The sequence below is a fragment of the Paenibacillus sp. OK060 genome, assembly GCF_900101205.1.
GTDB classification, from domain to species: domain Bacteria; phylum Bacillota; class Bacilli; order Paenibacillales; family Paenibacillaceae; genus Paenibacillus; species Paenibacillus marchantiae.
In genome coordinates this window covers 1,327,670-1,352,328 of record NZ_FNFR01000001.1, presented here as the reverse complement: position 1 = coordinate 1,352,328, position 24,659 = coordinate 1,327,670, and the positions used below count along the sequence as shown (strand labels likewise).

Here is a 24,659-nt window from a genome sequence, read left to right as displayed (position 1 = left end):
GTGCCTGATGCATTGTTTACTGTGATAAGCTAACACAAGCCATTTCATAACCAATTAGATCAAAACAATAAAGAGGCCAACCAGATGGTCTGGCTGACCTCATTACTGCGAGAAATAATACACAAGGAATCGCTCCTTCTGCCTTGATTTTCATTCATCTTATGCCATTCACATAATCCAAAATACGTTCCAGCTCTGGTTCGGTATCCGCATCCCAAAAGCTAAATTCAGACAAAGATACATGCTTGCCTGCATATTTGGGATTGAGCATGATTTTTCGCGCTCCCTCATCTCCGCTAAGCGACAAAAGAGGCCCCAGCATATGTTCACGAAAGGCGACCGGAGGCTTGCCTCCACCGCCATCCGTAGCTGCTGCATAATCACACAGTTTGTTGACGGCTAACGCCTCAGCAACCCTGTTAATATCTTGTGCCTGCAATAGCGGCTGATCTGCCAAAATTATCATCACACCTTCTGGCTTGTATGCTATAGCAGACAGAATGCCACAGTGAAGGGACATGGCGATACCGTATGCATAGTCGGTACAGATTGCAATCTGAAGCCTCGTCCTCGTATCTGGAGTACAACCATATGATGCTGCATTGAGCCACATGGAGGGGATCCACGCTAATGAATCCTCGGGTTTGACCACACAGATAACTTTCTCCAAATCGGATTTCAAGGCAGCTTCCAATGTCCATGCGGCCAAACATCTTCCATCAGGCATGACGATAGACAGTTTATCCCGCCCCATTCGGCTGCTCTTACCTGCCGCTAGCACGATGCCCGTCAGTCGCATGTGCAATCCCCCTCTGTACGTTGCGCCGCTCTGCGGCAACAGCTGCTCTTTTACAGGCAATAAGTTCTGCTGCGATGCTGATTGCGATCTCTTCCGGTCCATCGGCACCAATGGTCAAGCCGACGGGTGAATGCAACTGTTTTAGTGGAGGGAGATCGTTCAGCAAACGTGCTGTTCGCGTTCTGGAGCCCATAATACCAAGGTACGCATAATTCCGATCCTCAAGTAATTCAAGAAACTCCCGTTCTCTAGGAAACTGATGACTCATCAATACGATATAATCCCCGCTTTGGATATCCAGTACAGGCATGATCTCACTTGGGAAACCGCGAACAAACTCAACACCCGGAAAGCGTTCAGTGGTGCAAAAGGTTTCTCGCCAATCCGCTACAACCACACGAAATCCTGCTGATTTGCCCAAACGGGCGACCGGGATTACATCATTTCCGGCTCCAATGATAATCAGACGGGGTTTGGGCACATATTTTGCGAGATCTGTAAAGGGATATCAGTCAATCCATGCCTCTGAAGATCATTCTCTCCAGAATTAGATGCGACAGCGTCAGCTTCAGACGAATGAATAACAACTAACGATAGTCGCGGTGTATCCTCTGTAATCAATGTGTTTATTGGACCTAGAGAAGCTCCCTTGGCAACTGGAGAAGGGGATAACGATGTCTGGCTTTCCGCATCCTCAGCGAGCTGAATCACATAATGAATTCGCGTGTATTGATCGTAGAATGAACGGGTTAGCTCCACAGCTGATCCAGATTGAAAATACGTATGCATGTGAGACAAGATCGACCTGAGTTCAGCACATACCGGCTCTAGCAGCACTATAATTAACCCGCCGCAGCCAATCGTTTCTCCCCAGGACAAATCATCTTCGGGACGCATATCATACTCCACGAATTCCAACTGTTGTGTATCCAGCACACGGTCCACCCTAGCCTGCAGATCACTCTCCAGACAACCTGGACTGATACTGCCATACATCACACCTTCTTCGGTCAAAAGCATAGAGACTCCCTGCTTACGGTAAGCATGACCTTCTACCTTAACCGCTGTTGCGAGAACACAGCGCGGTTCCCGCGCTGCAATTGCACACAGATCATGCATTTCCATCGCGTCTCCATCCTTTCAGGGATTTGAATCCGAATCCGAAGAAGTGAATCTTGACCTTTTTAGCGAAGATTGAAAGTCCAACTTCTGCTCAGACAGTTCATTGGGTGAGTTTCATACGGCTGCGTTCGATTAGATGCGTTTCATCAATCTTGCAATACTTTTATCCGATTCACGAAGCACAATGCCACGATCAATCGTTTGAATCTTCCGGTTTTGGAGCACGATGCTTCCATCAATAATAACGGTGTCTACACAGCTGCGAGTTGCGGAATAGACTACACGGGAATACACATCAGTCTCATAGGAAGGGTACGTATGAAAATCATCCAGATCCAGCAGCAACATATCTGCTTTTTTACCCACTTCCAGACTGCCGATTTCCTTGGACATTCCGAGCACTTCTGCTCCACCCATCGTCGCCATACGCAGCACCGTACGGGCGTCCATCACTGTTGGACCGTGAGGCACCTTTTGAATGAGCGCGGTCAGGCGCATTTCCTGGAACATATCTAGATTGTTGTTGCACGGCGCACCATCGGCACCAATCCCTACCGCAATCTGGCGATTCAGCAGATCAGGAATATCCGCTATACCTGAGGACAGTTTCATATTCGATCCAGGGCAGTGGGTGACTTTTACCCCGCGTTTGCGAATAATCTCCTTCTCTTCCTCACTCAGCCACACACAGTGGGCAAGCACCAGTCTTGGGGTAGCTAGACCGATATGATCCAGATAGACGATGTTGCGCATGCCACGTTCGTGTTCTACCAGTTCGATCTCGCCACGATTTTCGGAGGCATGGGTGTGCACTTTCACATGGTACTTATTCGACAGGTCACGTACCTCAACCAATAATTCTTCGGTGCACGAGACGACGAAGCGTGGACAAAATGCATACTGAATGCGGCCACCCCCGAATCCATTCCATTTCTCCAGCAAATCGACACTTTGTTGCAGCGAGGTAGCCGTATTTTCACGCAGCGGTTCAGGAACTTCATCCCCGTGATCCATCATCACTTTACCGGAAATCACCCGAATGCCGCTCTGTGCCATCGCCTGAAAAGCCGAATCGGTATGATGCACGGTCTCCATATCCAAAATGGTTGTTGTCCCGCTGGAAATCAATTCGCCCAAGCCGAGCATCGCCGAGTAATAGACAGACTCTTCATCATGCGCTGCCTCAAGCGGCCAGATGCGTTGACGAAGCCAATCCATCAGCTCCAGATCGTCCGCACGTCCGCGGAACAAGGTCTGACACAGATGAATATGCGTTTGGATAAAACCTGGAAGCAGCACTTTGCCTCGAGCATCAATGACCTGATCTGCCTGAACATCGATATGCTCTGCAATTTCTTTGATTTTATTGTCCTCGATCAGCAAATCTCCCGTAAATACATCCTCTTCTGCATTCATTGTGACGAGTTGTGCACCTTTTAGCAGGATCGTTCCCATGATAATCTCCCCTATCCGTATCTATCTGCGTAAATTTACTTATTCTGATCCTGCATTTTAAAGATGATCTTCTTTGGATCCATGCATGATGCTTTACATAAATCACGCTACCACCCGATAGCCATGCCATCTCCCCTGGGATCTGCTGCCCCGCTAATCATGCCATCTTCACGGATGACAATCCCTTGTGACTGCCCCATAATTCCGTCCCACGGCGCTCTTGTTTCGACGTTATGTCCCCATCGGGCAAGCGTGTCACATACGTCGTCATGATAGCGGTTCTCTACTCTCAGCGTGTCACCTTCTTCACCCCAGGTACGCCCATACACCCAACGCGGTAGCCTAATGGCTTCCTGAATGTTCAGACCATAGTCCAGCACACCCGTAAGAATCGATAACTGTGTCTGGGGTTGGCCCTCACCACCTTGCGTGCCTACGAGCATATAAGGTTTCCCGTTACGAGTGATAAGACCCGGCATTAGGGTGTGGAATGAGCGTTTATTCGGTTCCAATACGTTGGCGTCCTTCGGATCAAGTGAGAAAAAGGAACCGCGGTTCTGCATGATCACACCCGTATCCCCAGGCACATAAGCAGCGCCAAAATCAAAGTACAGGCTCTGAATAAACGAGACGGCATTGCCTTCATTGTCCACAACCGCTGCGTAAGCCGTATCCTGACCCATCATTTTGGACAGAAAAGGCTGTGCCACAGCAGGTGGAGCGGACTGAATCTCGTTCCATAACTCATTTCCATAAACCTTGGATAACAGATTTTCCAGCGGAATATCCCTGAACTCCGGGTCTGTGAGATAACGATCACGGTCACGAAAAGCCTTTTTGACCACTTCAGCCATCAGATGATAGAACTCGGGGGACGTCCGCGCAATGGAAGAAAGATCAATATGTTCCAGCATATTCAACATCATCAGCATCGAGAAGCCCTGTGAATTCGGCGGCATCTGGTGAACTTGATAGCCACGGTAATCGGTAGTGATCGGCTTCACCCACTCTCCCTTGTGAGCCGCGAAGTCCGCTGGAGCGAGCATGCCGCCATCCTCACGAATAGCCGAAGTTAGCTGCTCCGCCAGTTCCCCGGTATAAAAAACATCACGTCCACCTGCCTGAATCAGGCGAATGGAAGAGGCAAGATCAGGCTGCAAGAGTAGATCGCCTTCCTGCAAAAGTGTACCAAAAGGGGCAAATACCGCTCGCAGCGGTGAATGCCCCATAATGAAATCCTCATCACGTTCCAGCCACAGGCGCAGATTTCGGGATACAGGGCATCCCTTTTCCGCATATAGCGCAGCTGGTTCAAGCAACTGTTCCCACTTTAACTTCCCATAGCGGGACCAGACTTCCCACCATGCATCTACCATTCCAGGAACGGTAATCGCACTAAGCACACCTCGCTGAGGAATGGTGCTCATCCCCATCGCTTTGAACGTGTCGGCATGAATGCCTGCTGCTGAACGACCGCTACCGTTGTAGGCCGTTATGTCACCACTTGCTCCATCGTGAATTAGAAAGAAAGCATCTCCGCCAAGTCCTGTCATGTGTGGGTAGACTACACCCAGTGCGGCACTTACAGCGACAGCAGCATCATAAGCGTTACCACCTTGCTGGAGGATTGCGCTGCCAACCGCACTCGCTAAATAATGTGGGGAGGTAACCATCACCTCCCTGGATATCGGCATCTGGTTCAACATAAGACGCCCTCCTTTCCGGCATACACATCCAGCGCTGCCTGCACGGCCTCGCCTGCTGGCAAGGCGTGACGATGACGCAACAGTACAGCTTCCAGTGCGCCCAGCACATGAAGTACATTTTTGCGCTGGCAGCTGAATCCCATCGTACCAATACGCCAAATCTTGCCTTTCAGTGGTCCAAATGAGCTGGCAATCTCAATACTGAAATCGTTCAGAAGCATGTTGCGTACCGACTCACCATCCATACCATCGGGTATTTCGATACAGGTGACCACTGGAAGTTTACTGGACATCTCTCCATACAGTTTCAGCCCCATGCCCTGAATCCCCGCAACCAACGCTCGTTCATTAATCCGATGTCTCTGAAAACGGGCATCCAGACCTTCCTGAAGCAAAATTCGCAGTCCTTCGTGAAGACCGTAGAGCATCGAAGTGGCCTCCGTATGATGGTTCAACCGTGCCGAGCTCCAGTAGTCCTGCAATTGGCTCAGGTCAAAATAATTACTGGCAATCGTGCGCCCTTCAGCCCGAGCACTTGTTGCATCCCGGAGCCCTCGTTCGACGGTTTTGCGGCTCATCAGTTTCTTCTCCACACGGCTGTTATACGTTATTGGCGCCATCCCGGATGGAACGGACAAACACTTCTGCGTTCCACCCATCACCGCATCCAGATACCAGGCATCCGTCTCGACAGGTGTACCGCCGATTGTGGCAACTGCATCGACGACAAGTAAAATATCGAGTTCACGACAGGCTTTGCCAATCTCGGCGAGGGGCTGCATTTGCCCGGTTGATGTCTCGCCGTGAACCATCGCAACCAAACTCGGCTTATGTGCATGGATCGCCTTGATTACCTCTTCGGGATCAAATACCGTTCCCCATTCTGTTTCAAAAAAGATAACCTCAGCACCACAGCGTTCCGAAATTTCAACCAACAGATGTCCGAAGCGTCCATAGATGGGGACCAACACCTTGTCCCCCGGTTGAATCAGACTGACCAACACGGCTTCAATCCCTGAGCGGGATGTGCCATCCACCGGATAACACCACTCATTATCTGTCATGTATAGTTCACGCAGCATAGCCATCGTCTCATTCATCAGGGAAGTGAACTCCGGATCAAACTGCCCCAAAATTGGGAAGGATAATGCCCTCAGAACTCTTGGGTCAACTTCAACTGGCCCCGGTGTCATGATCGTCCGCAAGGAAGGGGACAATTCTTTATAGTTGGACATCTTCACTCAACTCCCGTAACCGTATTTATAGAGTAGCTGAACGAGAACCCGGAAACCTTTCATCAGGTCCTCTTCAGCTGTATATTCAAGGGGATTATGGCTAATGCCATCTTGGCTAGGTACAAAGATCATCGCTGTAGGGCAAGCCGGCTGAAAGATCTGCGAATCATGTCCTGCGCCGCTTGGCAAGTGCATATAGGATAATTGCTCCACTTCACAAATATCACGAATGTCTGACGTAATCTGTTCGTTCATCGGAATAGGTGTGACAGACAAGTGCTCCTCCCAGTTCAGTCCGAGCTGTTGCTCGGCTGCGATTCTGCTAAATTCCTGTAGCATATTGTGCCAGCATCGATCAATGCTCTCTTGCCTGATATGCCGGATATCGAGCGAGAATACGGCCCGGGATGCAACGACGTTACCCACACCCGGATCAGCTGTTATTCGACCCACAGTGGCTACAAGTGGTTCTCCCGCTTCAAGCGCAATGCGTCTTACGGCTGTAATCATCTCGGCTGCACCTGCAAGTGCATCCTTGCGCCAGGCCATCGGTGTAGTTCCGGCATGATTGGCTTCGCCACCTACTGTAATGCTAAAGCGTTTCTGGCCTACAATATCCGATACAATACCAATTGAATGGCCCAATCGTTCAAGGACCTGACCTTGCTCGATATGAAGTTCGATAAATGCACCGTATGTGTGTGAAGCCATTCTATAGCTACTATCTGGTCCAAAGCCTGCATCATGTATTGCCTGTGCAAAGGTAATGCCTTCTTGATCCTTCAAATGCTGAACTTCTTCCAGCACGCTTACCCCCGTTATACTTCGTGATCCCCAATAAGCGAAGGGGAATCGACTACCTTCTTCCTCGCATAGGGACACGACTTGAAGCGTTCGTTTGGGTGCCCCAAAATTTTTCTGTAGATACTCTAGCGCGAGCACTCCTGCAACTACGCCATATGCACCGTCATACTTCCCACCTTGTACCACGGTATCGATATGGGAACCCGTAACAATCGGCGCCTCTTCCATTCCTGTTCCTGAACCCGTACCGTGCAGAGTTCCATACAGGTTGCCCGATTGATCAAATTCAGGAGCCAACCCGTTCTCCTGCATTTTTGCCGCTAGCGCATGCTGTGCCTTACACCATGCTTGGTCGTACAAAAGACGTGTCACACCTCCCTGGGGATCAGCGCCATATGTAGACAACCAGTCAAGCATGCCTTGCAGCTGCACCTGCTCCAATTGCGGCAAAGCCTGGGTGGGACGTTCCGTACCGGAAGGCGTGTGTACTTCAAAGTCAGTCATAATACCCCTCCGTTCCTTCAACACCAACCGGAACAGATGAGTTAGCACGGATAAATCGTCCCACAGGTTCATCCGACAATCCTGTTTTTGAACTGTATACTCGTGTGCCCCGGCAGAACACCTCTGCAATGCTAGAGGAAAACGTGCGTCCCACATAAGGACTCTGTTTATGTGTGTAGTGCAGATCATCCGTATTTAAGGTGGTACTCTTCTCCCAATCAATTAGTACCAGATCCGCATCCTTGCCGATGGCTATCTCACCTTTTCTCTCCAACCCAAGTCTTCTGGCAGGTTGCAGAGACAGAACTTTTCCGAGCAGCGGAAGGGCTACATTTCGCTGAAGATGTCCTTCCTCCAACATGAGCAGCAGCGTACTTTGCGCACCCGAGATGCCACCCCAGATTTCAAAGAAATTATCAGATTGTTTCATCGATGGCGGACAGGGTGAGTGGTCGGATGCGATAACATCAATCAGACCTGCTCCCAGCGCATCCCATAACCGATTTTGCTCAGCCATACTCCGCAAAGGTGGCGCACACTTCGCTACAGCTCCCAACCGGACAACATCCTCCTCTGTCAGAGTCAGGTAATGGGGACATGTTTCAGAAGTTACATCCAACCCGCGCCGTTTTGCCTCTGCAATCAGATCAAGCGCTTCCCGTGTACTGATATGAACAAAATGCAGTGCACATCCGGTTTGCTCCCCATATCGCAGTGCTCGTGACACCGCCTGAACCTCTGCTTCTGCTGGGCGAGATTGCACGTAATCCATCGGGCCAATTCGTCCATCTGCAATACTTCTGGCTCTCAGTTCAGCAACCATCGTCTCGTCTTCGGCATGAAGCGCCAGCACACGGTTTAGTTTTGCGATCTCGTACATGCCATTCAAAAGTGTATCGTCATCCGCTCTGGCGAAGATGTCTTCCCCTTCTCCGCCAGGTTCGGACATAAATGCCTTGAATCCCGCCGCCCCCATATCAGCCAAAGGCGCAAGCTCACCCCGATTGCCGGGAACAAGTCCTCCCCAGAACGCATAATCAACATAGGATTGACCGTCGGCTGCTTTCATTTTCGACTCCCAAGCCTCCGGTCTTATCGTTGGCGGGACACCATTAAGCGGCATATCAACGTACGTCGTAATTCCACCAGCAGCTAGTGATGCGGATCCCGATTTGAAACCCTCCCAGCTCGCGAGTCCAGGTTCATTAAAGTGAACATGAATGTCCACAGCCCCCGGCATCACTGTGAGGCCAATTGCTTCTATTATTTCAGTATCTTCATCACCCACCAGGTGTGAGGACAAAGCTGATATTTGTTCACCAGTAATCCCAATATCCAGTTCTTCCACGCTATCTCTCAACACAACCCGGGCCCCCCGGATGATCGTATCTAATCTTGTCATATGGATGACCCTCCTCTGATCAGAACTGGATTCGTATATTTCAGCTTCCCCGGTATGTACTGTAACCTCCAGGCGCAATCAACAGAGGAATGTGGTAGTGACTTGAAGCATCGGATACGGCAAACCGGATCGGCACAACCGTCCATAATACCTGCCCTAATTCTTCAAGAGATCGCTGTGCGTAATATCCCTCAACGTTGAAATGAAGCTCGTAGACCGCTTGCTCAAGCTTCCCGCCTTCAAGCAAAGGTGCATCCAGACGCCCATCGGCATTGGTCAACGATTCAGCAACTTTCATTTTGCTTTCCTTCTCGCCATCTCTGTGTAATACAAAAAGTTCAACCCGCACGCCTGCGGCCGGAACGCCCTTGGAAGTATCCAGCACATGCGTAGTAATCCGTCCTCCAGCTACCGACATCATGCCTCACCTTCTCTCTTCGAGCCCCTCTGGTCAGCCTCTAGATCATCCCTTGTCATTGAGAAACCCTGAAACCCATAAGGAGGCCTGGCCTCGGTGAATACTTTGCCTTCTCCTTCTTTTACTTCCTCCAGCACCGTTTCCCATGTCCGATTGTTGGATTCAAATGAAACCTCACTGAGCTGTCCAAATCGTCGCAATAGCCTTAGTCCAATCTGATAAATTAGATGCTGAATGGATGCCGAACGACACGCATGGAACACGGCTGCAGCTACATCTCTTACCTGCTCCGCCGCTACATAACGTCCGCGCTGATCGTCCATGCCATCTCTCGGGTCTTCGTAACGCCAATTGATATTCAGGAAAATGAACAGTGGACGGTCCCATGTCTCGGGTAAGGTGGTGTGCTCATCCTTGACGAAACCGGCAAATTCACTGCCTTTGACCTTAATCAGCCTGATATCTGCGACACCACTGAAATGATTGCTCAGTTCAACCTGATTTCCTTTTCGCTGCGCTTCAATTGCAGCCGTCGCGCGATCATTCTGGGAATAACGGAATACCAGCTCGCTTGCACGAAGGCTTCCTTCTCTGCGAACAGGCACATCTTCAAAAGGAATCTGATCTGCCGTCATTTGCACTTTGGTCATCTGCGGATATGTCTCCAGAAAACGTCGGCTAACGTAAGCGAGAAAACCCTCCACCGTAGCTCCGTAGTAATCCGCAGCATGTTTCAGGATGAAATTCTTCATTGAATCCGTTGCAACGACGCGAGAGTTATCTCCTTCGATAAAAGAAGGCAGAAATTCGTCGCCTTGCACGGCTACTTTAATGTTTAATCCGAACAGGATATTATTCCGTCCGGTGAATGGAGATTCCGGGATGGGCTGAATACCCGTCAACGCTTTGGCGTATGAGCGGTACATCCATACATCTCCTTTGCCGTAATACATGGTCCGTTGCTTTACTTCGGATGGCTTAAATTCAAACTCATGTTCATGACCAATCTGCACCAGCCACTGTTCCAATCGAATGGAAGCAATCTTGAACACTTCCTTCAGAGCGGTCTGGAATTCCTCCTCTCTTCCTCTCCGATTGCGCTTCCGCATGGACTCCAGGATGGACTGAGCTGTGTGACCTTTCACGGCCAATATAAAAGGAAAGCCGAATTGACTTGTATATTCTTTGTTTAGTTTACTAAGTTCGTGATATTGCTCCGGCGAAAGTGAATTAAGCCCTGCACCAGCCTGTTCTTGAACAGAATTGCTGCTCATGCTGATCCGCGCACCGAGATCCGGGTGATTGCAAAGCAACTGCAACTGGACCTTTTCATCGGAGGTCTGCACTACGTTTTTCATCACATTCATCATGTGTTCAAAAGAATCGAATGGCCGTGAAGGCCAGGAACGCTCCGCCACCCAAGGCGATTCTTCGAATAGTCCGCCAAACGTATGCACGAACTGTGTGATAGACCAGTTGTTAACGAGTTTAATGAAGTCGCCCATGTTAGAACCTCCGGTCTTCTGTGGATTGTTGTTTTTCATTTTAAGTGTCTCTCGATACTGCGACAACAATATTTACGTAATTTTGTAATATAACATAACATCAGTTATGTGATTTGTTAGCAATGCACGGGATTTGGTTGTTCAAATGTAATGAAAAGCTAAAAAAACCGCACTTCCTCAAGGGAAATACGGTTTTATCTGACATAGCTGCTTCATTGTCATGCTGCACAACACTTGTTCTGGATAATGATTATGATATAAAAATTGTATTAAAGGGGTCTACTCTTCAGAATTAATGATGCTGCGAATACGGCCTTGCCGTAGTTTTGTCCCGCACAAACTTACGGAAGGTGAACACGAGCTTTAATTTCAGCAAATCATTAGTCTTCTTAAAGTCCATTTGCAGCAAACTTCCGACTTTCTCCATCCGATAGGTAACGGTATTCCGATGCACAAATAGTTGCTTCGCAGCTTCGTTAATGAGTCCATCATTTTCGATAAAAGATTCCAACGTATTCATCAGTACCTGATTGGGATCGCCGTCCCTGGCCAGTAAAGGCTCAAGTACTTTATTGCAGTAATTCTCCATGATGTTATCCGGAACATGTTGGAATACATAGGCGAATTCCAGCATCTCAAACTGGAGAGCCCGATCCTTCATACCGAATCGGCGAGCCAGTTGGCGAGTATCCAGACATTCCTGATAGGCTTCGCGTAGCGACTTCGGCTCATGCTTCATTTTGCTGATCCAGAACCGTGGTGCAGATGCTCCCTTAGCTTCCTGTGCTGCAAGAACATCCCCGAACCGATTCAGCAGGAAGGCTGATAATTCCTCTCCATAATCCCGCCCCGTTGGACAGGTATAGATGGATAGTATGCCATCTTCGATCTGAAAATGCTGTGAGGACGTGAATTGCATAAGCGGATTGTACTGTAACTCACGGTGGATCTGCTTCAGCAGCTTCCCCTCTGCAAAAACAGACGGTTCCAGCGTGATCAAAACACATTGATAGGTCCCCTGGAACAGATGAACGCCTTTATTCTCGCTGAGCTTGGTGAGTTCATCTACCGTCATTTTGTTATCTAGATATTGGGTTAACAGCGTACGCATCTCATCCTGAACGGTGGGGTTAATGTGTTCTCGATAGGTCATATCCATATAGAATGCCAAGACATCCGCAGCCTGCTGAAACAATTCTTCCTCCGCTCTAAGTGACAGCGCCGAGTCTGTGAAGACAAGCAAAAATCCGTATTCTTCATCATTCTGCTTGATGGGTACCCGGTGGCAGCTTCCCTGATTCCATTTCACTCGGTGCATGACGGATTTCCAAGGCCAACCTTGTACTACAGCATCTCCCGCAATACCTTCGCTACCATAGAGCACATGTCCGCGGGAGCCAATAACCGCAAGTGGATAATTCAACACGGTAGCTAGTTCGGCAAATACATTCCGATGCTGTTGCTGCTGCAATGCAAACTGCATCAATTTTTTCTGTTTTTGCACCACCTCGTGCAGTAAACGATTGCTGCGTTCATGTTCAGCCTTGAATAACGCATTCATCTGGTCTGAAAATGTAAACTGAAACGGCAGTTCCAGTAGCGGTAACCGCAGTCGATCTGCTTCCTCGATAATCCCTTGCGGAATGGCCTGCCAGAAGCGGCCCAATTTAATGCCAAGCCCAGCACAACCACGTTCGTTCAGGCGGCGCATCAAACGACGTGCATCCGTCTCATTGTCTTTCATAATAAACGCGGTTGTGAACAGCAGTTCTCCGGATTTGATCCAATCCGCTATATCTGGAGCGTCCATGACGTTAACGGATTTCATCATCCGCGAAGTCCCTTCCCCACCTGCAACCAGTCTGGCCTCAGACAACGGGTATACCTGTAAAGCCTCTTTAACCGTGAGCTGCATGGACATTACCTCCCATATATATAACGCATAAAGCCGTATATATCCTTGATTTGGAACTGAACAAAGATTGAGCACTTGGTTTCAACCATTTTATTGAAATAAACCTTTATTGTTGTTAAGTATTATAACATCATTTTTATTTTAATAGCTTACATGAGAAAAAAATAAAACCCATGACACAATTGCAGCAATCGTTGCGCAACTGGCATAGGTTTTATTTTTGAGTTAATACTGTTGAATTTCAAACGGAAAAGATCAGATTCCCAATGTTTCATGACTCAGCCATAATTTCATGCGGGAGAGTACCTCTTTCATATTGAGCGGTTTGCTAATATAATCCGAAGCTCCTGCCGCGATACATTTATCACGATCTTCTTTCATGGCTTTGGCAGTCAAAGCAATAATAGGGAGCTTCTTGAGATTCAATCTATCACGGATCTGGCGAGTGGTCTCATACCCATCCAACTCTGGCATCATGATATCCATCAAGATAATATCCGGATTCGCTTCTCCGCTCTCTAACATCTCCAGACACTCGTAGCCATTCTGAGCTGTTATCACTTTCATGTCATACTGCTCAAGGGCATTTGCCAAGGCATAAACATTTCGAATATCATCATCGACAACGAGAACCTGACGACCATTCAATAATGATTCTTCAAGTGGAGTCAGCAACATCTCGATTTTGGTTGAATTCATTCCTGAAGCACTGTTTATTTCAGGAGCAGTCACAGCAACCTCATTCAAGAACAATCTGGAGTTCTGCATAACCTCAGGCTCTTCCCTTCTAAGCGGGAGGAATAGGGTGAAGACACTTCCTTGTCCTTCGCGGCTCGTTGCCGAGATTGATCCTCCCAACAGATTGGCAAGGGATTGAGAGATCGACAGTCCCAGTCCGGTTCCACCGTATTTTCGAGCTGTGGCTCCATCGGCCTGTTTGAACGCATCAAAGATCTGCAGCAGTTTGTTCTCCGAAATACCAATTCCGGTATCACTAACCGAGAAAGCTATAACATCCGTCTCTGCTCCGTTCCCTTCAGGATTGGACAGACTCACTCTGGAAATAGTTAAGGCCACTTCTCCTTCATTGGTGAATTTGAATGCGTTGGAAAGCAAATTTCTCAGAATCTGATGTAACCGCATCTCGTCGGAAAAAATCGTTTCCGGCAGAGGGCTTTGAAGCTGAATACGGAAATCAATTCCTTTTTGCTCAGCCGTTTTCAGGAAATATTGATTCATCGCTTCGGGCAGGCTTCCAAGATAGACATCATCCAAGTCCACTTCCATCTCCCCGGCCTCCACTTTGGAAAGATCGAGAATATCGTTAATCAGATTCAACAGGTCCTTGCCTGATGCATGGATCACCGAAGCATATTTCTGTTCTTCACTGTTTAAGTGCTGATGCTTGTTCTCAGCCAAAATCTCGGACAGAATCAGCATACTGTTCAGCGGAGTACGCAGTTCATGCGACATATTCGCCAGGAACTCAGATTTGTAACCAGAGCTTGTCCGTAACTGATCCGCTACTTCTGCAAGTTCACTGGCAGAGGTCTCAGCCGCATTTTTCTGCAGTTCCAGACGCTCGTTCAACATGTGCAGTTCTTCTGTCTGCATATGTAACTCTTCCGTCTGAGACACCATCTCTTCGGTCTGTGCCTGCAATTTCTCTGATTGTGTCTGCAATTCTTCATTCAGTACCTGGGATTCATCATACAAATGCTGTAATTCCATGCGTGTGACGGTGGAATGAAGCGACACCCCGAAGATTTCGATCAGTTCGGTTAGCAGCTTTGTTTCCTTAGATTCGATTGGCTTCATGGAAGCCAGTTCGATTACAGCTATCGTTTTACCTTCAAATACCACAGGGGCTACCGTGAGTGATGCAGCTGACGCATCACCAAGACCCGATGAGATACGAATATAATTTTGAGGCAAGTCGTTCATTTGCAGAACCCGCTTCTCAATTGCACTCTGACCAACTAATCCCTCACCCGGTGCAACGGACACTTTACCAAGGGAACGCTCTTTCTCGCCATCTGCTGCATACGCAGCTACACGAATGAGACGATTCTCTTTCATCGCATATAACACGCCATACGGGGCTTCTAACAGGATCGCGACCTGGTTTAGGAACAAGCGTGACAGTCCCTCCAGGCTCGTAGGGTTCTGTAGGAGCGTGGCGATGTTGGCGACCTGATCCTTAAGTCGATTCTGTTCCTGTACCGTGTCCAGCAATATATTGGTCTCTTGGCCCAAATCACCGACTTCATCATGTGTTCGGACAACAATACGCTGTGTAAGATTGCCGCCTTGGGATATGTCAGTGATGGTTTGTTTGACTTCACGCAGGGTTTTGACGATATTACCCGAAATGACAAGCGCTGCGGCAACAGATAGTCCAGCAACGACAGCCCATAAGGTGTACATAATCGTAAGCAGTGTGGAGCTTCGTTCGGCGAGCTCAGTCACCCGACTCTCCGTAAGGCCCATCTCTGTGTTGCGGAAGGTTTCAAACTGGGACCGTAACAGATCAATTTCGCTTTTCCCCGGATCGGAATGGAAAAAATCAATAACTTTCTCCTGATCCCCTTGTCTTTTTAGGGCTACCGAGGCTGTTCCGGCAACATCAATCCAGCGGACAATATGTGATTTGATGTTCTCCAGGCTCTTCTGCTGGGATGGGTTATCGCTAACCAGCTCATACAGTTGGGCATAATTGGAGTTCCATTGGGTCATTGCTTGGGTGTATGGCTCCAAATAACTTTCTTCCCCGGTAATCATGAATCCCCGCTGTCCTGTTTCCATATTCAGAACATTTTTCTCAATTGCGTTGGTCAGGTTATGCACTTCCAGGTCGTGGTGGCTGATAAAATCGATTTCCTTCTGCGATGCATCAATTTGGGCAGATAACACCAGCAACACAGCACCAAATAACAACACAACCACTAGATAGCCCAATAGAATTTTGGAGCGTATCGTGAATCTTCTCTTTTTCGACAACGCAGAAACCTCCAATGAAATAAACAATTCCGATCGATTAAAAAAACAGTCGCATATGTAGTTTATATGTATACGTATAGACTGACAAGTATTAGTTCACGAAACCTCACGAGCTAAAAAACGACCTGCGGATGCAGGTCGCTTGTTTATTAGAATGAAGTTCGCATGATAATGATTGATTAGGCTTTCGGGGCAATCATTTTCGCTGGATCAACATACTGATCGAATTGCTCTTCCGTAAGCAGACCTGTCTGCAAAGTGGCTTCTTTCAGAGACAGTCCTTCCTTATGCGCAAGCTTGGCAATTTTGGCTGCATTCTCATAACCGATGTGCGGATTAAGAGCAGTAACCAGCATAAGCGAATTATTCAGATTATGTTCTATCTGACTGAGGTTAGGCTCAATACCCACCGCACACTTATCATTGAATGCAACGATGGAATCAGCGAGAAGCTGAACAGATTGCAGGAAGTTATAGATAATAACCGGTTTGAACACATTCAACTCGAAGTTACCCTGACTTGCCGCGAAGCCAATCGCCGCATCGTTCCCCATCACTTGCGTAACCACCATGGTCATCGCTTCGCTCTGGGTTGGATTCACTTTACCCGGCATAATGGAACTGCCCGGTTCGTTCTCTGGAATACGAATCTCTCCCAGACCACTTCGTGGGCCACTAGCCAGCCAGCGAACATCATTGGCAATTTTCATTAAGTCAGCTGCAAGCGCTTTAACTGCACCGTGAGCGTAGACCACTTCATCATGACTTGTAAGCGCATGGAATTTGTTTGGAGCGGATACAAAATCCTTGCCGGTATGCTTGCCAATTTCTTTGGCTGTATAATCACCAAAGTCAGGATGTGCATTAATTCCGGTTCCCACAGCTGTACCACCAATTGCGAGTTCTTTCATATAATTAACACTATCCCGGATCATGCGTTCACTCTTATCGAGCATCGCTTCCCAGCCGCTGATCTCCTGACCGAGTGTAATTGGCGTTGCATCCTGAAGATGAGTACGTCCAATTTTGATAATATCTTTGAATTGTTCCGATTTGTCTGCAAAAGTGGCTTTCAGCACCGCGATTGCCGGCAAGAGCTGATCTTCAACAGCAAGTACACCTGCAACATGCAGAGCCGTTGGGAATGTATCATTGGAGCTCTGGGACATGTTCACATCATCATTCGGATGCAGACGTTCTTCCTTGCCCTTTTGTTCCAGCAGCTGGTTACCCAGATTGGCAATGACCTCGTTTACGTTCATGTTGGACTGTGTTCCGCTACCCGTCTGCCATACCACGAGCGGGAAATGATCATCAATTCGGCCTGCAATAATTTCATCAGCGGCATAAGCGATTGCATCCGATTTGGCAGCGGACAATTTACCTAATTTATGGTTACTGGCAGCAGCGCTTTTTTTCAATATGGCAAGAGCACGTACAACTTCCATCGGCATATGCTCGCGACCAATCGGAAAGTTCTCCTTGCTGCGCTGCGTTTGAGCTCCCCACAGCCTGTCGGCTGGTACTTTCATTTCACCTAACGTATCTCTCTCAATGCGGTATTCCACTTGCTTTTCCTCCTCCAAAAAGATGGTTTGGGTCTCTACAAAAATACGTATACATTCTTTTCTTCACAGCATCTTGCATCTGTTGATTCCAAAATTAACTTTGGGCTTTATGCAAAATGCTTTTATGAGCAAAGCTTGTGTATCTTGTCATATTATACATGATTGCCTGACCGGTTTTCACCTTTTCGACAAAAATGTAAGCGTGACGCAAAATGTCCGAGTATTTATTTTTGCGGTTTAATCGGATAAAGACGGCTGGTTTGCTCAAATAATTCGCCCGGCTCAAGACCAATCAGACCGATCTCTTCAGCAGGAATGCCTTGTACATTCGGGGCATTAACCAGGTTCATCTGTGGCTCAGGACAGAAGAATCCGCCAGTCATATTGTTATTCCAGATCATCCAGTGCTTGTATGACGTGCCTACATCGTATACCAACTTGTCACCGGTACGATGATCGGTAAGCTCCATATAGTTTCGCCCATTCTGCGGTTCTGCAGTGTAATGGTTGTCCATGGCTGCAAAAAACGGACTAACACCCTCACCCTTTAATTGCTCTTCCTCTGGTGTAAGCGGTTGAAATTGTCCCGTAGGCAAAGAACGTTCATTTAATTCACGACGCTGACCAATCGTTATTTTGGCCGTGTAATCGGATGCATGGCTTTCAGGTGCAAAAGGTACGCTAATGGCTGTATGGAATGCGAACAAATTCGGCATACGTTCCTTCCCGTTATTGCGGACATTCAATTGCTGCTGAAGTCCCAGACTACTCAGCGAATAACGGAGTGTCACTGTAAAGGTGAATGGCAGGTATTTGTAGAACACATGTCCTTCTTTCACTTCCTGACTAAGCAAAACATAACTCTCTAGCTCGTTAGATCCGTAGCCCTCAACCTTCCACTCGGCATCATGCAGAAATCCATGCAGATGGTTGCCTGTAGCTGGTTCGTTTATAGGTAGTTGATAGACTTCGCCGTTCCAAGGGAATCGACCATCCTCATAGCGATTTGGTGGAGAAAGAATCGGTATACCGTAAACGGCAGGTGCAGCCATAAACTCGTCCATATGTTCCTGGTCTGGCTCACGCAAATAACGGAATTCCTGCTCTGTATCACGGAAAGCAACAAGGTTGGCACCCACGCTCGGAATAACAGCTGCTTCGAATTGATTAAAACGAAGCCAGACGGCTGGTATACTACCTCCAAATTGTTCTTCGAAAGCTGCATTTTGCTGTGTCATCGTTATATGTACCTCCTGCATACTAAGGTTATATTATACGGCTCGACTATATCATGACCGCGCACAAAATACCAATCTATGATAGAGAACAAATTCATGATAGAACGACAAAAAAGACAGCTACGATGCTCCGTGGCTGTCTCTATCCCCTTATGTTGCCGTACTGAAATCATTCCTGATTTCAATGGAATACCCATGTATGGCATCGGCTCTATTAATCCACATATTTGCCGTGATCCGGAACGGCGGTCTGTTCAAAATCAAGATCGAGTCGCTCCAGCGAATCTCTCAGCATTTCTCCGGTTAAGGAATGACCGTGCCCGGTAACAGCAACTATGGGCTCCAGTCGTCGAATAAGCTGAACTGATCGATGAGCCGCTTGCCAATCCGTCGTGAAATAGGCGGGTGGACCGTGCAACTGTTTGTCCTGAAGCAGCACACTCCAGAGCGATTCCTGTTTTACAGTGACGATCGCGTCTCCCGCAATCAGGATACGGTCTTCTTTTCGAAATAGCGATACATGGCCCGGTGTGTGACCGGGAGTATGCAGCCATTCCCATCCAGAAACACCTGGGATTGAATGATCATCCGGCAGACTGAATATCCGATCATCGAGATTAATAGCTTCATTAGGATAAGCAAATGACAGCCGTGCCATCAAACCGCCACCTACAGTAGGGTCCGCCGGAGGGTAATCTTTCACACCTGTCAAATAAGGCAGTTCCAGTGGGTGTGCATACACCGGGACACCCCAGAATTGTTCGAGTTCGATGACGGTCCCTACATGATCAAAATGACCATGTGTCAAAATAATCGCAGACGGTGGACCAGGAAAGCGTTCAGTTGCAACATGAAGAATCTGATCAGTGAAACTGGCCATTCCAGTGTCCACGAGCACCCAGTTCCTGCTTCCAGGCTCCCCGATGAACACAACATTAACGAACAGTGTACGCAGACTGAGGATATCGTGCGCGACTTCTTCAAGTCCCGTCATTCCTGCTGTAATCAGATTGTCAGATGCCATTCACGGTTACCTCCCATTCAGGCGGATTGTCTCTCTGGTTCCATTCATCTGTCATAGACTTCCCTTTTCTGGAGTAACTATTCCTTATTCCCAATAAAATAGACGGTGGACGCCCTGTTTCAGGCATACACCGTCTAGTATAATCAGCTACATTCCATATTAGAACAAGAACCTCTCGGTCCTATTATGCCGGGTAAGCATCCAGTGCCGCATCAAGCAGTTGATTGTACATATCATCATCGTTTTCAAGCAGCTCGTCCATACGCAGCAATTCATCTTCATCACCGGATTGTTCAGTGAAATGCAGACTATAGTCCCAATCCTTGCCGTTCTTGCTCATAAACGTAATCTCATAAACTGACTTTTCGCCTTCTGCACGAAAAACCGTATTTCCTACATAATTCTTCTCATCTTCACGACGCATCTCTGCACGAATAATCTCAATATTCACAATCGTTCTCTCCTTTAATCTCTCTTCAGTTGCAGGTCTCCACAATTTATGGTAAACCTAGTTTGGTAATTATTATTGGTTAATTGTACAATATATATCGTAGCAACGTATACCTTATTCAATGAGGGAACCTTACTGACTCCTTACATACCTGTAATGAGGACTATAATAACAAACAGCTACGACATTATACCAAACAGGAGGAACAAATAGCATGAGCAATTTTGAAACGAATTTACAACAATATGCCGAACTGGCAGTCAAAGTGGGTGTCAATGTCCATCCTGGGCAGACGCTCGTCGTAAACGCACCCATCTCCGCAGCACATTTTGTGCGCCTGATCGTCAAAGCCGCTTATGGCACAGGTGCCAAGTTGGTCAAAGTAAACTGGAGTGATGAGGTTATTACACGTCTTCACTATGATCTCGCACCAGAGGAATCCTTCTCCATTGAACCAAAATGGTTTGCAGGGGAAATGACTGAACTCGTAGAAGAAGGTGCCGCCATTCTGCATGTTATTGCAGAAAATCCGGACCTGCTTGCCGGTGTTCCTCAAGAACGCATCGTGACTAGTCAGAAAGTTCGCGGTAAAGCGATGGAGAAATATCGTTCCTATCAGATGGCAGACAAATTCAGCTGGTCCATTGTGGCAGTTCCTTCCCCTGAGTGGGCAGCCAAAGTATTCCCTGATCTTCCGGCTGAGCAGCAAATTGATAAGTTGTGGGATGTCATCTTCAAAACCGTTCGCATTGGTGAGCAGGATGCTGTCGCTGAATGGAAAACACATTTGCTGAATCTCGACTCCCGTGCTGATCTGCTTAACGAGAAGAAATACAAAAAACTTCACTATACTGCCCCTGGCACAGACTTGACGATCGAGCTTCCTGAAGGTCATCTGTGGGTATCCGGTGGAAGCATTAATGAGCAGGGACACGTCTTCGTTGCCAATATGCCTACAGAGGAAGTGTTCACCGCTCCACTGAAAACCGGAGTTAACGGTACAGTTCGCAGCACTAAGCCACTGAGTTATGGTGGCAATCTGATCGACGGCTTCTCCATCACTTTCGAAAATGGTCGAATTGTCGATTATACTGCTGAACAAGGACTTGATTCACTGAAAAGCTTGATTGAAATGGATGAAGGCGCACATTATCTGGGCGAGGTAGCTCTCGTTCCACATCAATCACCAATTTCGGATACGAATATTTTGTTCTACAACACCCTCTTTGATGAAAATGCATCCAACCATCTGGCTATCGGTAACGCCTATGCCTTCTGTCTGGAAGGCGGCAAAACGATGTCCAAGGATGAATTGATCAGCCATGGCATGAACTCCAGTCTCACTCATGTGGATTTCATGATTGGATCAGGAGAAATGAACATTCACGGTGTCACTTCCGAAGGCAGCGAAGAGCCAATCTTCCTGCAAGGCAACTGGGCTTTCTAATTTAGACGATGTAAATGAGAGAGAGGGTCACTCCTCTCTTTTCCTGTGTATGCGGGGCATTCATGATATGGAGGAACTTGATATGTTGAGTTTTGAACAAAAACTGGATCGTTATGCTGAACTGGCTGTAAAAGTTGGAGCCAACGTTCAGCCCGGACAAATCTTCGTTATCAGCGCGATGATTGATACAGCTGAATTCGTGCGTTTGTTGGTGCGTAAAGGCTACGAGGCCGGAGCAAAGAAAGTCATCGTCAAATATGGAGACGAAACTGTCAATCGGCTGCGCTTTGAAATGGCGCCTGAGGACTCTTTCCAAGATGCACCGAAATGGCATGCCGCTGAACTTGAGGAGCTGGCAGCGAACAATGCTGCGTTCTTGACCATATTGTCATCCAGCCCAGACCTGCTAAAAGGCATCGATCCAGAACGCATTTCCACTCATCAGCGTACATACGGTCAGGCGATGTCCAAATACCGTCAGTATCAGCAGGCAGACAAAATGAGTTGGACAGGAGTAGCCTGTCCTTCGCCGGATTGGGCCGCCAAAGTCTTCCCTGACCTTCCCCCTGCCGAGCAGATGAAACAGCTCTGGGAAGCCATTTTTGCTGCTGTAAGAGCTGATCTCGAAGATCCTGTAGCGGCTTGGGAGCAGCATATTGAGCGTTTGGAGCACAAAGCAGTTGCCCTGAACAGCAAAAAATATAAAACTCTGCATTTTGTTTCTCAGGGAACCGACCTTACCGTTGATCTTCCTGAAGGGCACATTTGGGCGCAGGCTGGCAGCATTAACGAACAAGGTACACGTTTTGTCGCCAACATTCCGACAGAGGAAGTATTCACCGCGCCGGCTAAATATGGGGTAAACGGCAAAGTGTCCAGTACCAAACCACTCAGTTATGGCGGAAGTATCATTGATCGCTTCTCCCTTACATTTGAGAACGGACGCATCATTGATTTCCACGCCGAAGAAGGTCAAGATACCCTTGAAAGACTCATTAAAATGGATGAAGGTTCGCATTATCTCGGCGAAGTCGCTTTGGTGCCCTTCCATTCTCCAATCTCGGAAAGCGGTATACTCTATTACACAACGCTATATGATGAGAATGCATCATGTCACCTCGCTATCGGCAGTTCATATGCTTTCAATATCGATGGTGGCAAAACCATGTCAACCGAAGAGCTTGCAGCTCGCGGCATGAACTCCAGTATTACACATGTGGACTTCATGATGGGATCGCCGGAAACGAACATTTACGGTGTTACAGCGAATGGCGAGCGTGAAGCCATCTTCCTGAACGGCAATTGGGCTTTCTAAGCCATTTGTATCTGTTATTCTACGATTATTAAATAACACATAGAGGCTGCCCTACTAACCATAATTTACTGGTTAGTGAGGCGGCCTCTCTCTATTTCGGCTATACTTTTTCTGCTTCTGTCGGACTAACCTCCCATTGTATCGCTTCCATATAATGTTGTAAAATGAAATGATACCAATGTTTGTGGATTGTTCACCAGAAAGGAGAACATCATGGCCAATCGGCTCCAATTACTCTTAGCCTCAGATTTCCATAATTTGGGCCCTCAGCTTCAAGAAGAAGTGTACTACGAATACTATAATATGGTACATGGTCTCATCGTTTACATCATTAAAGAACGTGCTGCAGCAGAAGATATCATTCAGGAAGCTTTTATCAAAATCATTAAAAACAAACCTCTCTTTGACAACGAAGTCAAGCTGAAAGCCTGGCTGAAGGTTGTCACACGGAATACCGCCATTAATTATCTGAGAAAAAATAAAAATAACCGTAACCAACTGGATACGGATAGTGTTTTTATAGATATGGAGACAATTAATCAGACGGCAGCTTCCGTGGAGAGCACGGTGGAGACTCAAATGATGCAGGAATCCATCGAGTTCTATCTGGAACAGCTTAAGCCGGAATACCGTGTACTCGTGGAGCTGCGCTGGAAAGAGGGTCTTTCCTATCGGGAAATGGCCGATCTGCTTGATACATCCGAAGAAATTGTGAAGCAACGTTTGTTCAGAGCCCGCGGAAGTATCAAGAAGAAATTACATAAGGAATGGGGTGGAAGCATTGAGCAAAGGCAAGTCCGATAAGCATATTGATTCATTCGATTCAGAGCTGGAAGACGATTTTTTCGATGCCGCGTTTGATATGGCTTTTGACGAAGCCTTCCATCAGGCTGTATCTGCCACCCCTGCTTCCAACACCGAATCCATGCGCCAATCCTGGCTCCAAGTTCAAAAGGAGATTGACCGGGTTGGCGTACGCAAGAAAAGAATGCGCACCATACGTTTGTCCGTCATTGTTGCTGCGTCCGTGACCATCGGCGCCGTCATCTTCAGTATGCCAACCGGGACGCAAGCCGTCTCCCCTTTTGTACAATCAATCAAGGACTGGGGCAATGGCATGAAATCCATTGTTATTGAGGATCGTACTACTCATTTGGGTGCTGATCCTTCGACAGCCAAGACACCTCCACCTCCTGAACGAGGAGTTAATGAAGCTCCCAAATTCAATTCTGGAGACGATCCAGAAGAGGATGAAGATATTGTTCTCCCCTTCTATGAGACATCACATTTACTTGAACCTATTGTTGTAACCAAGGAAATAGCACGCTCGGGATTTATGGGTGATTTTTTGTTATCAAAAGCGATTCCCGAGCGGTTTACAAAGATCAAATTTGAGCTCATGCTGGATACCCTTAATCCCGTCAATCCGGAAGATTATTACGAATCTCAACGAATGAGGGTTCGTTATAGCGGCGAAGGCAAAAATGGTGAAGAAGAAGTCATTCAGTTTGATTATGCCTATGTTTCGCCTGGTCAGGTCATTGAGGGGCCCATGCTTCGCGAAACAAGTATCGTCAAATTGGCTGATGGCAGCGATGCATTTATGTACCTCGGTCCCCCCTATAATACCTTTCAATGGATGATGGGTTCTGTCAACATGAGCTTATTCGGAACCGTCTCGGAAGAAGAGATGATTGCCATTGCCAATGACCTGCAGGAACAAAAATTTCCAGGTAGTACTCAAAAATAAA

The 24,659-nt window shown here is 47.6% G+C and carries 20 protein-coding genes; 4 read left to right on the top strand and 16 right to left on the bottom strand.

Annotated elements, in window-relative coordinates:
- Nucleotides 1-154: 154 nt before the first annotated feature.
- From BLS14_RS05855 to BLS14_RS05780, 16 genes are all read right to left on the bottom strand, one after another.
- The gene (locus tag BLS14_RS05855; RefSeq protein WP_176854361.1) at nt 155-799 is read right to left on the bottom strand and encodes a nucleotidyltransferase family protein; all 645 of its coding nucleotides are present in this window, start codon (nt 797-799) and stop codon (nt 155-157) included.
- The gene (locus tag BLS14_RS05850) at nt 765-1,280 is read right to left on the bottom strand and encodes an XdhC family protein (protein WP_090950016.1); all 516 of its coding nucleotides are present in this window, start codon (nt 1,278-1,280) and stop codon (nt 765-767) included. The genes BLS14_RS05855 and BLS14_RS05850 overlap by 35 nt, the downstream gene beginning before the upstream one ends.
- The gene (locus BLS14_RS05845) at nt 1,262-1,924 is read right to left on the bottom strand and encodes an XdhC family protein (RefSeq protein WP_090950014.1); all 663 of its coding nucleotides are present in this window, start codon (nt 1,922-1,924) and stop codon (nt 1,262-1,264) included. The genes BLS14_RS05850 and BLS14_RS05845 overlap by 19 nt, the downstream gene beginning before the upstream one ends.
- Before the next feature lie 129 nt (nt 1,925-2,053).
- The gene (locus tag BLS14_RS05840; protein ID WP_090806403.1) at nt 2,054-3,376 is read right to left on the bottom strand and encodes a 5'-deoxyadenosine deaminase; all 1,323 of its coding nucleotides are present in this window, start codon (nt 3,374-3,376) and stop codon (nt 2,054-2,056) included.
- A 107-nt stretch (nt 3,377-3,483) separates the two neighbouring features.
- Nucleotides 3,484-5,082, bottom strand: coding sequence for a gamma-glutamyltransferase (ggt, locus tag BLS14_RS05835; RefSeq protein ID WP_090950012.1), 1,599 nt, complete (start codon nt 5,080-5,082; stop codon nt 3,484-3,486).
- Nucleotides 5,076-6,317: a pyridoxal-phosphate-dependent aminotransferase family protein gene (locus BLS14_RS05830; protein WP_072732905.1), complete on the bottom strand. Its 1,242-nt coding sequence runs from the start codon at nt 6,315-6,317 to the stop codon at nt 5,076-5,078. The genes ggt and BLS14_RS05830 overlap by 7 nt, the downstream gene beginning before the upstream one ends.
- A gap of 6 nt (nt 6,318-6,323) precedes the next feature.
- A complete protein-coding gene (locus BLS14_RS05825) occupies nt 6,324-7,625 on the bottom strand; it encodes a Zn-dependent hydrolase (protein ID WP_090950009.1) in 1,302 nt (433 codons plus the stop codon).
- On the bottom strand, nt 7,618-9,027 hold the full coding sequence (gene allB / locus BLS14_RS05820) for an allantoinase AllB (protein ID WP_090950008.1): 1,410 nt from the start codon (nt 9,025-9,027) through the stop codon (nt 7,618-7,620). The genes BLS14_RS05825 and allB overlap by 8 nt, the downstream gene beginning before the upstream one ends.
- A 40-nt stretch (nt 9,028-9,067) precedes the next feature.
- Nucleotides 9,068-9,448, bottom strand: coding sequence for a hydroxyisourate hydrolase (gene uraH / locus BLS14_RS05815; protein WP_348537060.1), 381 nt, complete (start codon nt 9,446-9,448; stop codon nt 9,068-9,070).
- A complete protein-coding gene (gene pucL / locus BLS14_RS05810) occupies nt 9,445-10,989 on the bottom strand; it encodes a factor-independent urate hydroxylase (RefSeq protein ID WP_256336167.1) in 1,545 nt (514 codons plus the stop codon). The genes uraH and pucL overlap by 4 nt, the downstream gene beginning before the upstream one ends.
- Nucleotides 10,990-11,242: 253 nt before the next feature.
- Nucleotides 11,243-12,865, bottom strand: coding sequence for a PucR family transcriptional regulator (locus BLS14_RS05805; RefSeq protein ID WP_090950005.1), 1,623 nt, complete (start codon nt 12,863-12,865; stop codon nt 11,243-11,245).
- A 255-nt stretch (nt 12,866-13,120) separates the two neighbouring features.
- Nucleotides 13,121-15,865 (bottom strand): CHASE3 domain-containing protein, encoded by a 2,745-nt coding sequence (locus BLS14_RS05800; protein ID WP_090950003.1) that lies wholly within the window; start codon nt 15,863-15,865, stop codon nt 13,121-13,123.
- A gap of 179 nt (nt 15,866-16,044) precedes the next feature.
- Complete coding sequence (fumC, locus tag BLS14_RS05795; protein ID WP_079695999.1) at nt 16,045-17,433, bottom strand: class II fumarate hydratase; 1,389 nt, start codon at nt 17,431-17,433, stop codon at nt 16,045-16,047.
- A 224-nt stretch (nt 17,434-17,657) separates the two neighbouring features.
- Nucleotides 17,658-18,671, bottom strand: a complete 1,014-nt coding sequence (locus BLS14_RS05790) for an aldose 1-epimerase (protein ID WP_090950001.1) — start codon at nt 18,669-18,671, stop codon at nt 17,658-17,660.
- 214 nt (nt 18,672-18,885) lie between these two features.
- Nucleotides 18,886-19,695 carry an MBL fold metallo-hydrolase gene (locus BLS14_RS05785; protein WP_090949999.1) on the bottom strand — a complete coding sequence of 270 codons (810 nt, stop codon included), beginning with the start codon at nt 19,693-19,695 and terminating at the stop codon, nt 18,886-18,888.
- 184 nt (nt 19,696-19,879) lie between these two features.
- On the bottom strand, nt 19,880-20,146 hold the full coding sequence (locus BLS14_RS05780; protein WP_079696002.1) for a hypothetical protein: 267 nt from the start codon (nt 20,144-20,146) through the stop codon (nt 19,880-19,882).
- Nucleotides 20,147-20,360: 214 nt separating this feature from the next.
- Between BLS14_RS05780 and BLS14_RS05775 the strand changes: the two genes are divergently transcribed.
- From BLS14_RS05775 to BLS14_RS05760, 4 genes are all read left to right on the top strand, one after another.
- The gene (locus tag BLS14_RS05775) at nt 20,361-21,593 is read left to right on the top strand and encodes an aminopeptidase (RefSeq protein WP_090949997.1); all 1,233 of its coding nucleotides are present in this window, start codon (nt 20,361-20,363) and stop codon (nt 21,591-21,593) included.
- A gap of 82 nt (nt 21,594-21,675) precedes the next feature.
- A complete protein-coding gene (locus tag BLS14_RS05770) occupies nt 21,676-22,908 on the top strand; it encodes an aminopeptidase (RefSeq protein ID WP_090949995.1) in 1,233 nt (410 codons plus the stop codon).
- Nucleotides 22,909-23,121: 213 nt separating this feature from the next.
- Nucleotides 23,122-23,712, top strand: a complete 591-nt coding sequence (locus tag BLS14_RS05765) for an RNA polymerase sigma factor (protein ID WP_063563940.1) — start codon at nt 23,122-23,124, stop codon at nt 23,710-23,712.
- Nucleotides 23,690-24,658 (top strand): hypothetical protein, encoded by a 969-nt coding sequence (locus tag BLS14_RS05760; protein ID WP_090949993.1) that lies wholly within the window; start codon nt 23,690-23,692, stop codon nt 24,656-24,658. Before BLS14_RS05765 ends, BLS14_RS05760 begins: the two co-directional genes overlap by 23 nt.
- The last annotated feature ends 1 nt before the right edge of the window (nt 24,659 follow it).

Excerpts from the sequence above, each read along its gene's own strand:
- BLS14_RS05855 (WP_176854361.1), bottom strand. The coding sequence starts at position 799 with ATGCGACTGACGGGCATCGTGCTAGCGGCAGGTAAGAGCAGCCGAATG.
- BLS14_RS05805 (WP_090950005.1), bottom strand. The coding sequence starts at position 12,865 with ATGCAGCTCACGGTTAAAGAGGCTTTACAGGTATACCCGTTGTCTGAG.
- BLS14_RS05790 (WP_090950001.1), bottom strand. The coding sequence starts at position 18,671 with ATGACACAGCAAAATGCAGCTTTCGAAGAACAATTTGGAGGTAGTATA.
- uraH (WP_348537060.1), bottom strand. The coding sequence starts at position 9,448 with ATGATGTCGGTAGCTGGAGGACGGATTACTACGCATGTGCTGGATACT.
- BLS14_RS05770 (WP_090949995.1), top strand. The coding sequence starts at position 21,676 with ATGTTGAGTTTTGAACAAAAACTGGATCGTTATGCTGAACTGGCTGTA.
- BLS14_RS05845 (WP_090950014.1), bottom strand. The coding sequence starts at position 1,924 with ATGGAAATGCATGATCTGTGTGCAATTGCAGCGCGGGAACCGCGCTGT.
- BLS14_RS05785 (WP_090949999.1), bottom strand. The coding sequence starts at position 19,695 with ATGGCATCTGACAATCTGATTACAGCAGGAATGACGGGACTTGAAGAA.
- pucL (WP_256336167.1), bottom strand. The coding sequence starts at position 10,989 with ATGAAAAACAACAATCCACAGAAGACCGGAGGTTCTAACATGGGCGAC.
- allB (WP_090950008.1), bottom strand. The coding sequence starts at position 9,027 with ATGACAAGATTAGATACGATCATCCGGGGGGCCCGGGTTGTGTTGAGA.
- BLS14_RS05840 (WP_090806403.1), bottom strand. The coding sequence starts at position 3,376 with ATGGGAACGATCCTGCTAAAAGGTGCACAACTCGTCACAATGAATGCA.
- BLS14_RS05830 (WP_072732905.1), bottom strand. The coding sequence starts at position 6,317 with ATGTCCAACTATAAAGAATTGTCCCCTTCCTTGCGGACGATCATGACA.
- ggt (WP_090950012.1), bottom strand. The coding sequence starts at position 5,082 with ATGTTGAACCAGATGCCGATATCCAGGGAGGTGATGGTTACCTCCCCA.
- BLS14_RS05825 (WP_090950009.1), bottom strand. The coding sequence starts at position 7,625 with ATGACTGACTTTGAAGTACACACGCCTTCCGGTACGGAACGTCCCACC.
- BLS14_RS05765 (WP_063563940.1), top strand. The coding sequence starts at position 23,122 with ATGGCCAATCGGCTCCAATTACTCTTAGCCTCAGATTTCCATAATTTG.
- BLS14_RS05775 (WP_090949997.1), top strand. The coding sequence starts at position 20,361 with ATGAGCAATTTTGAAACGAATTTACAACAATATGCCGAACTGGCAGTC.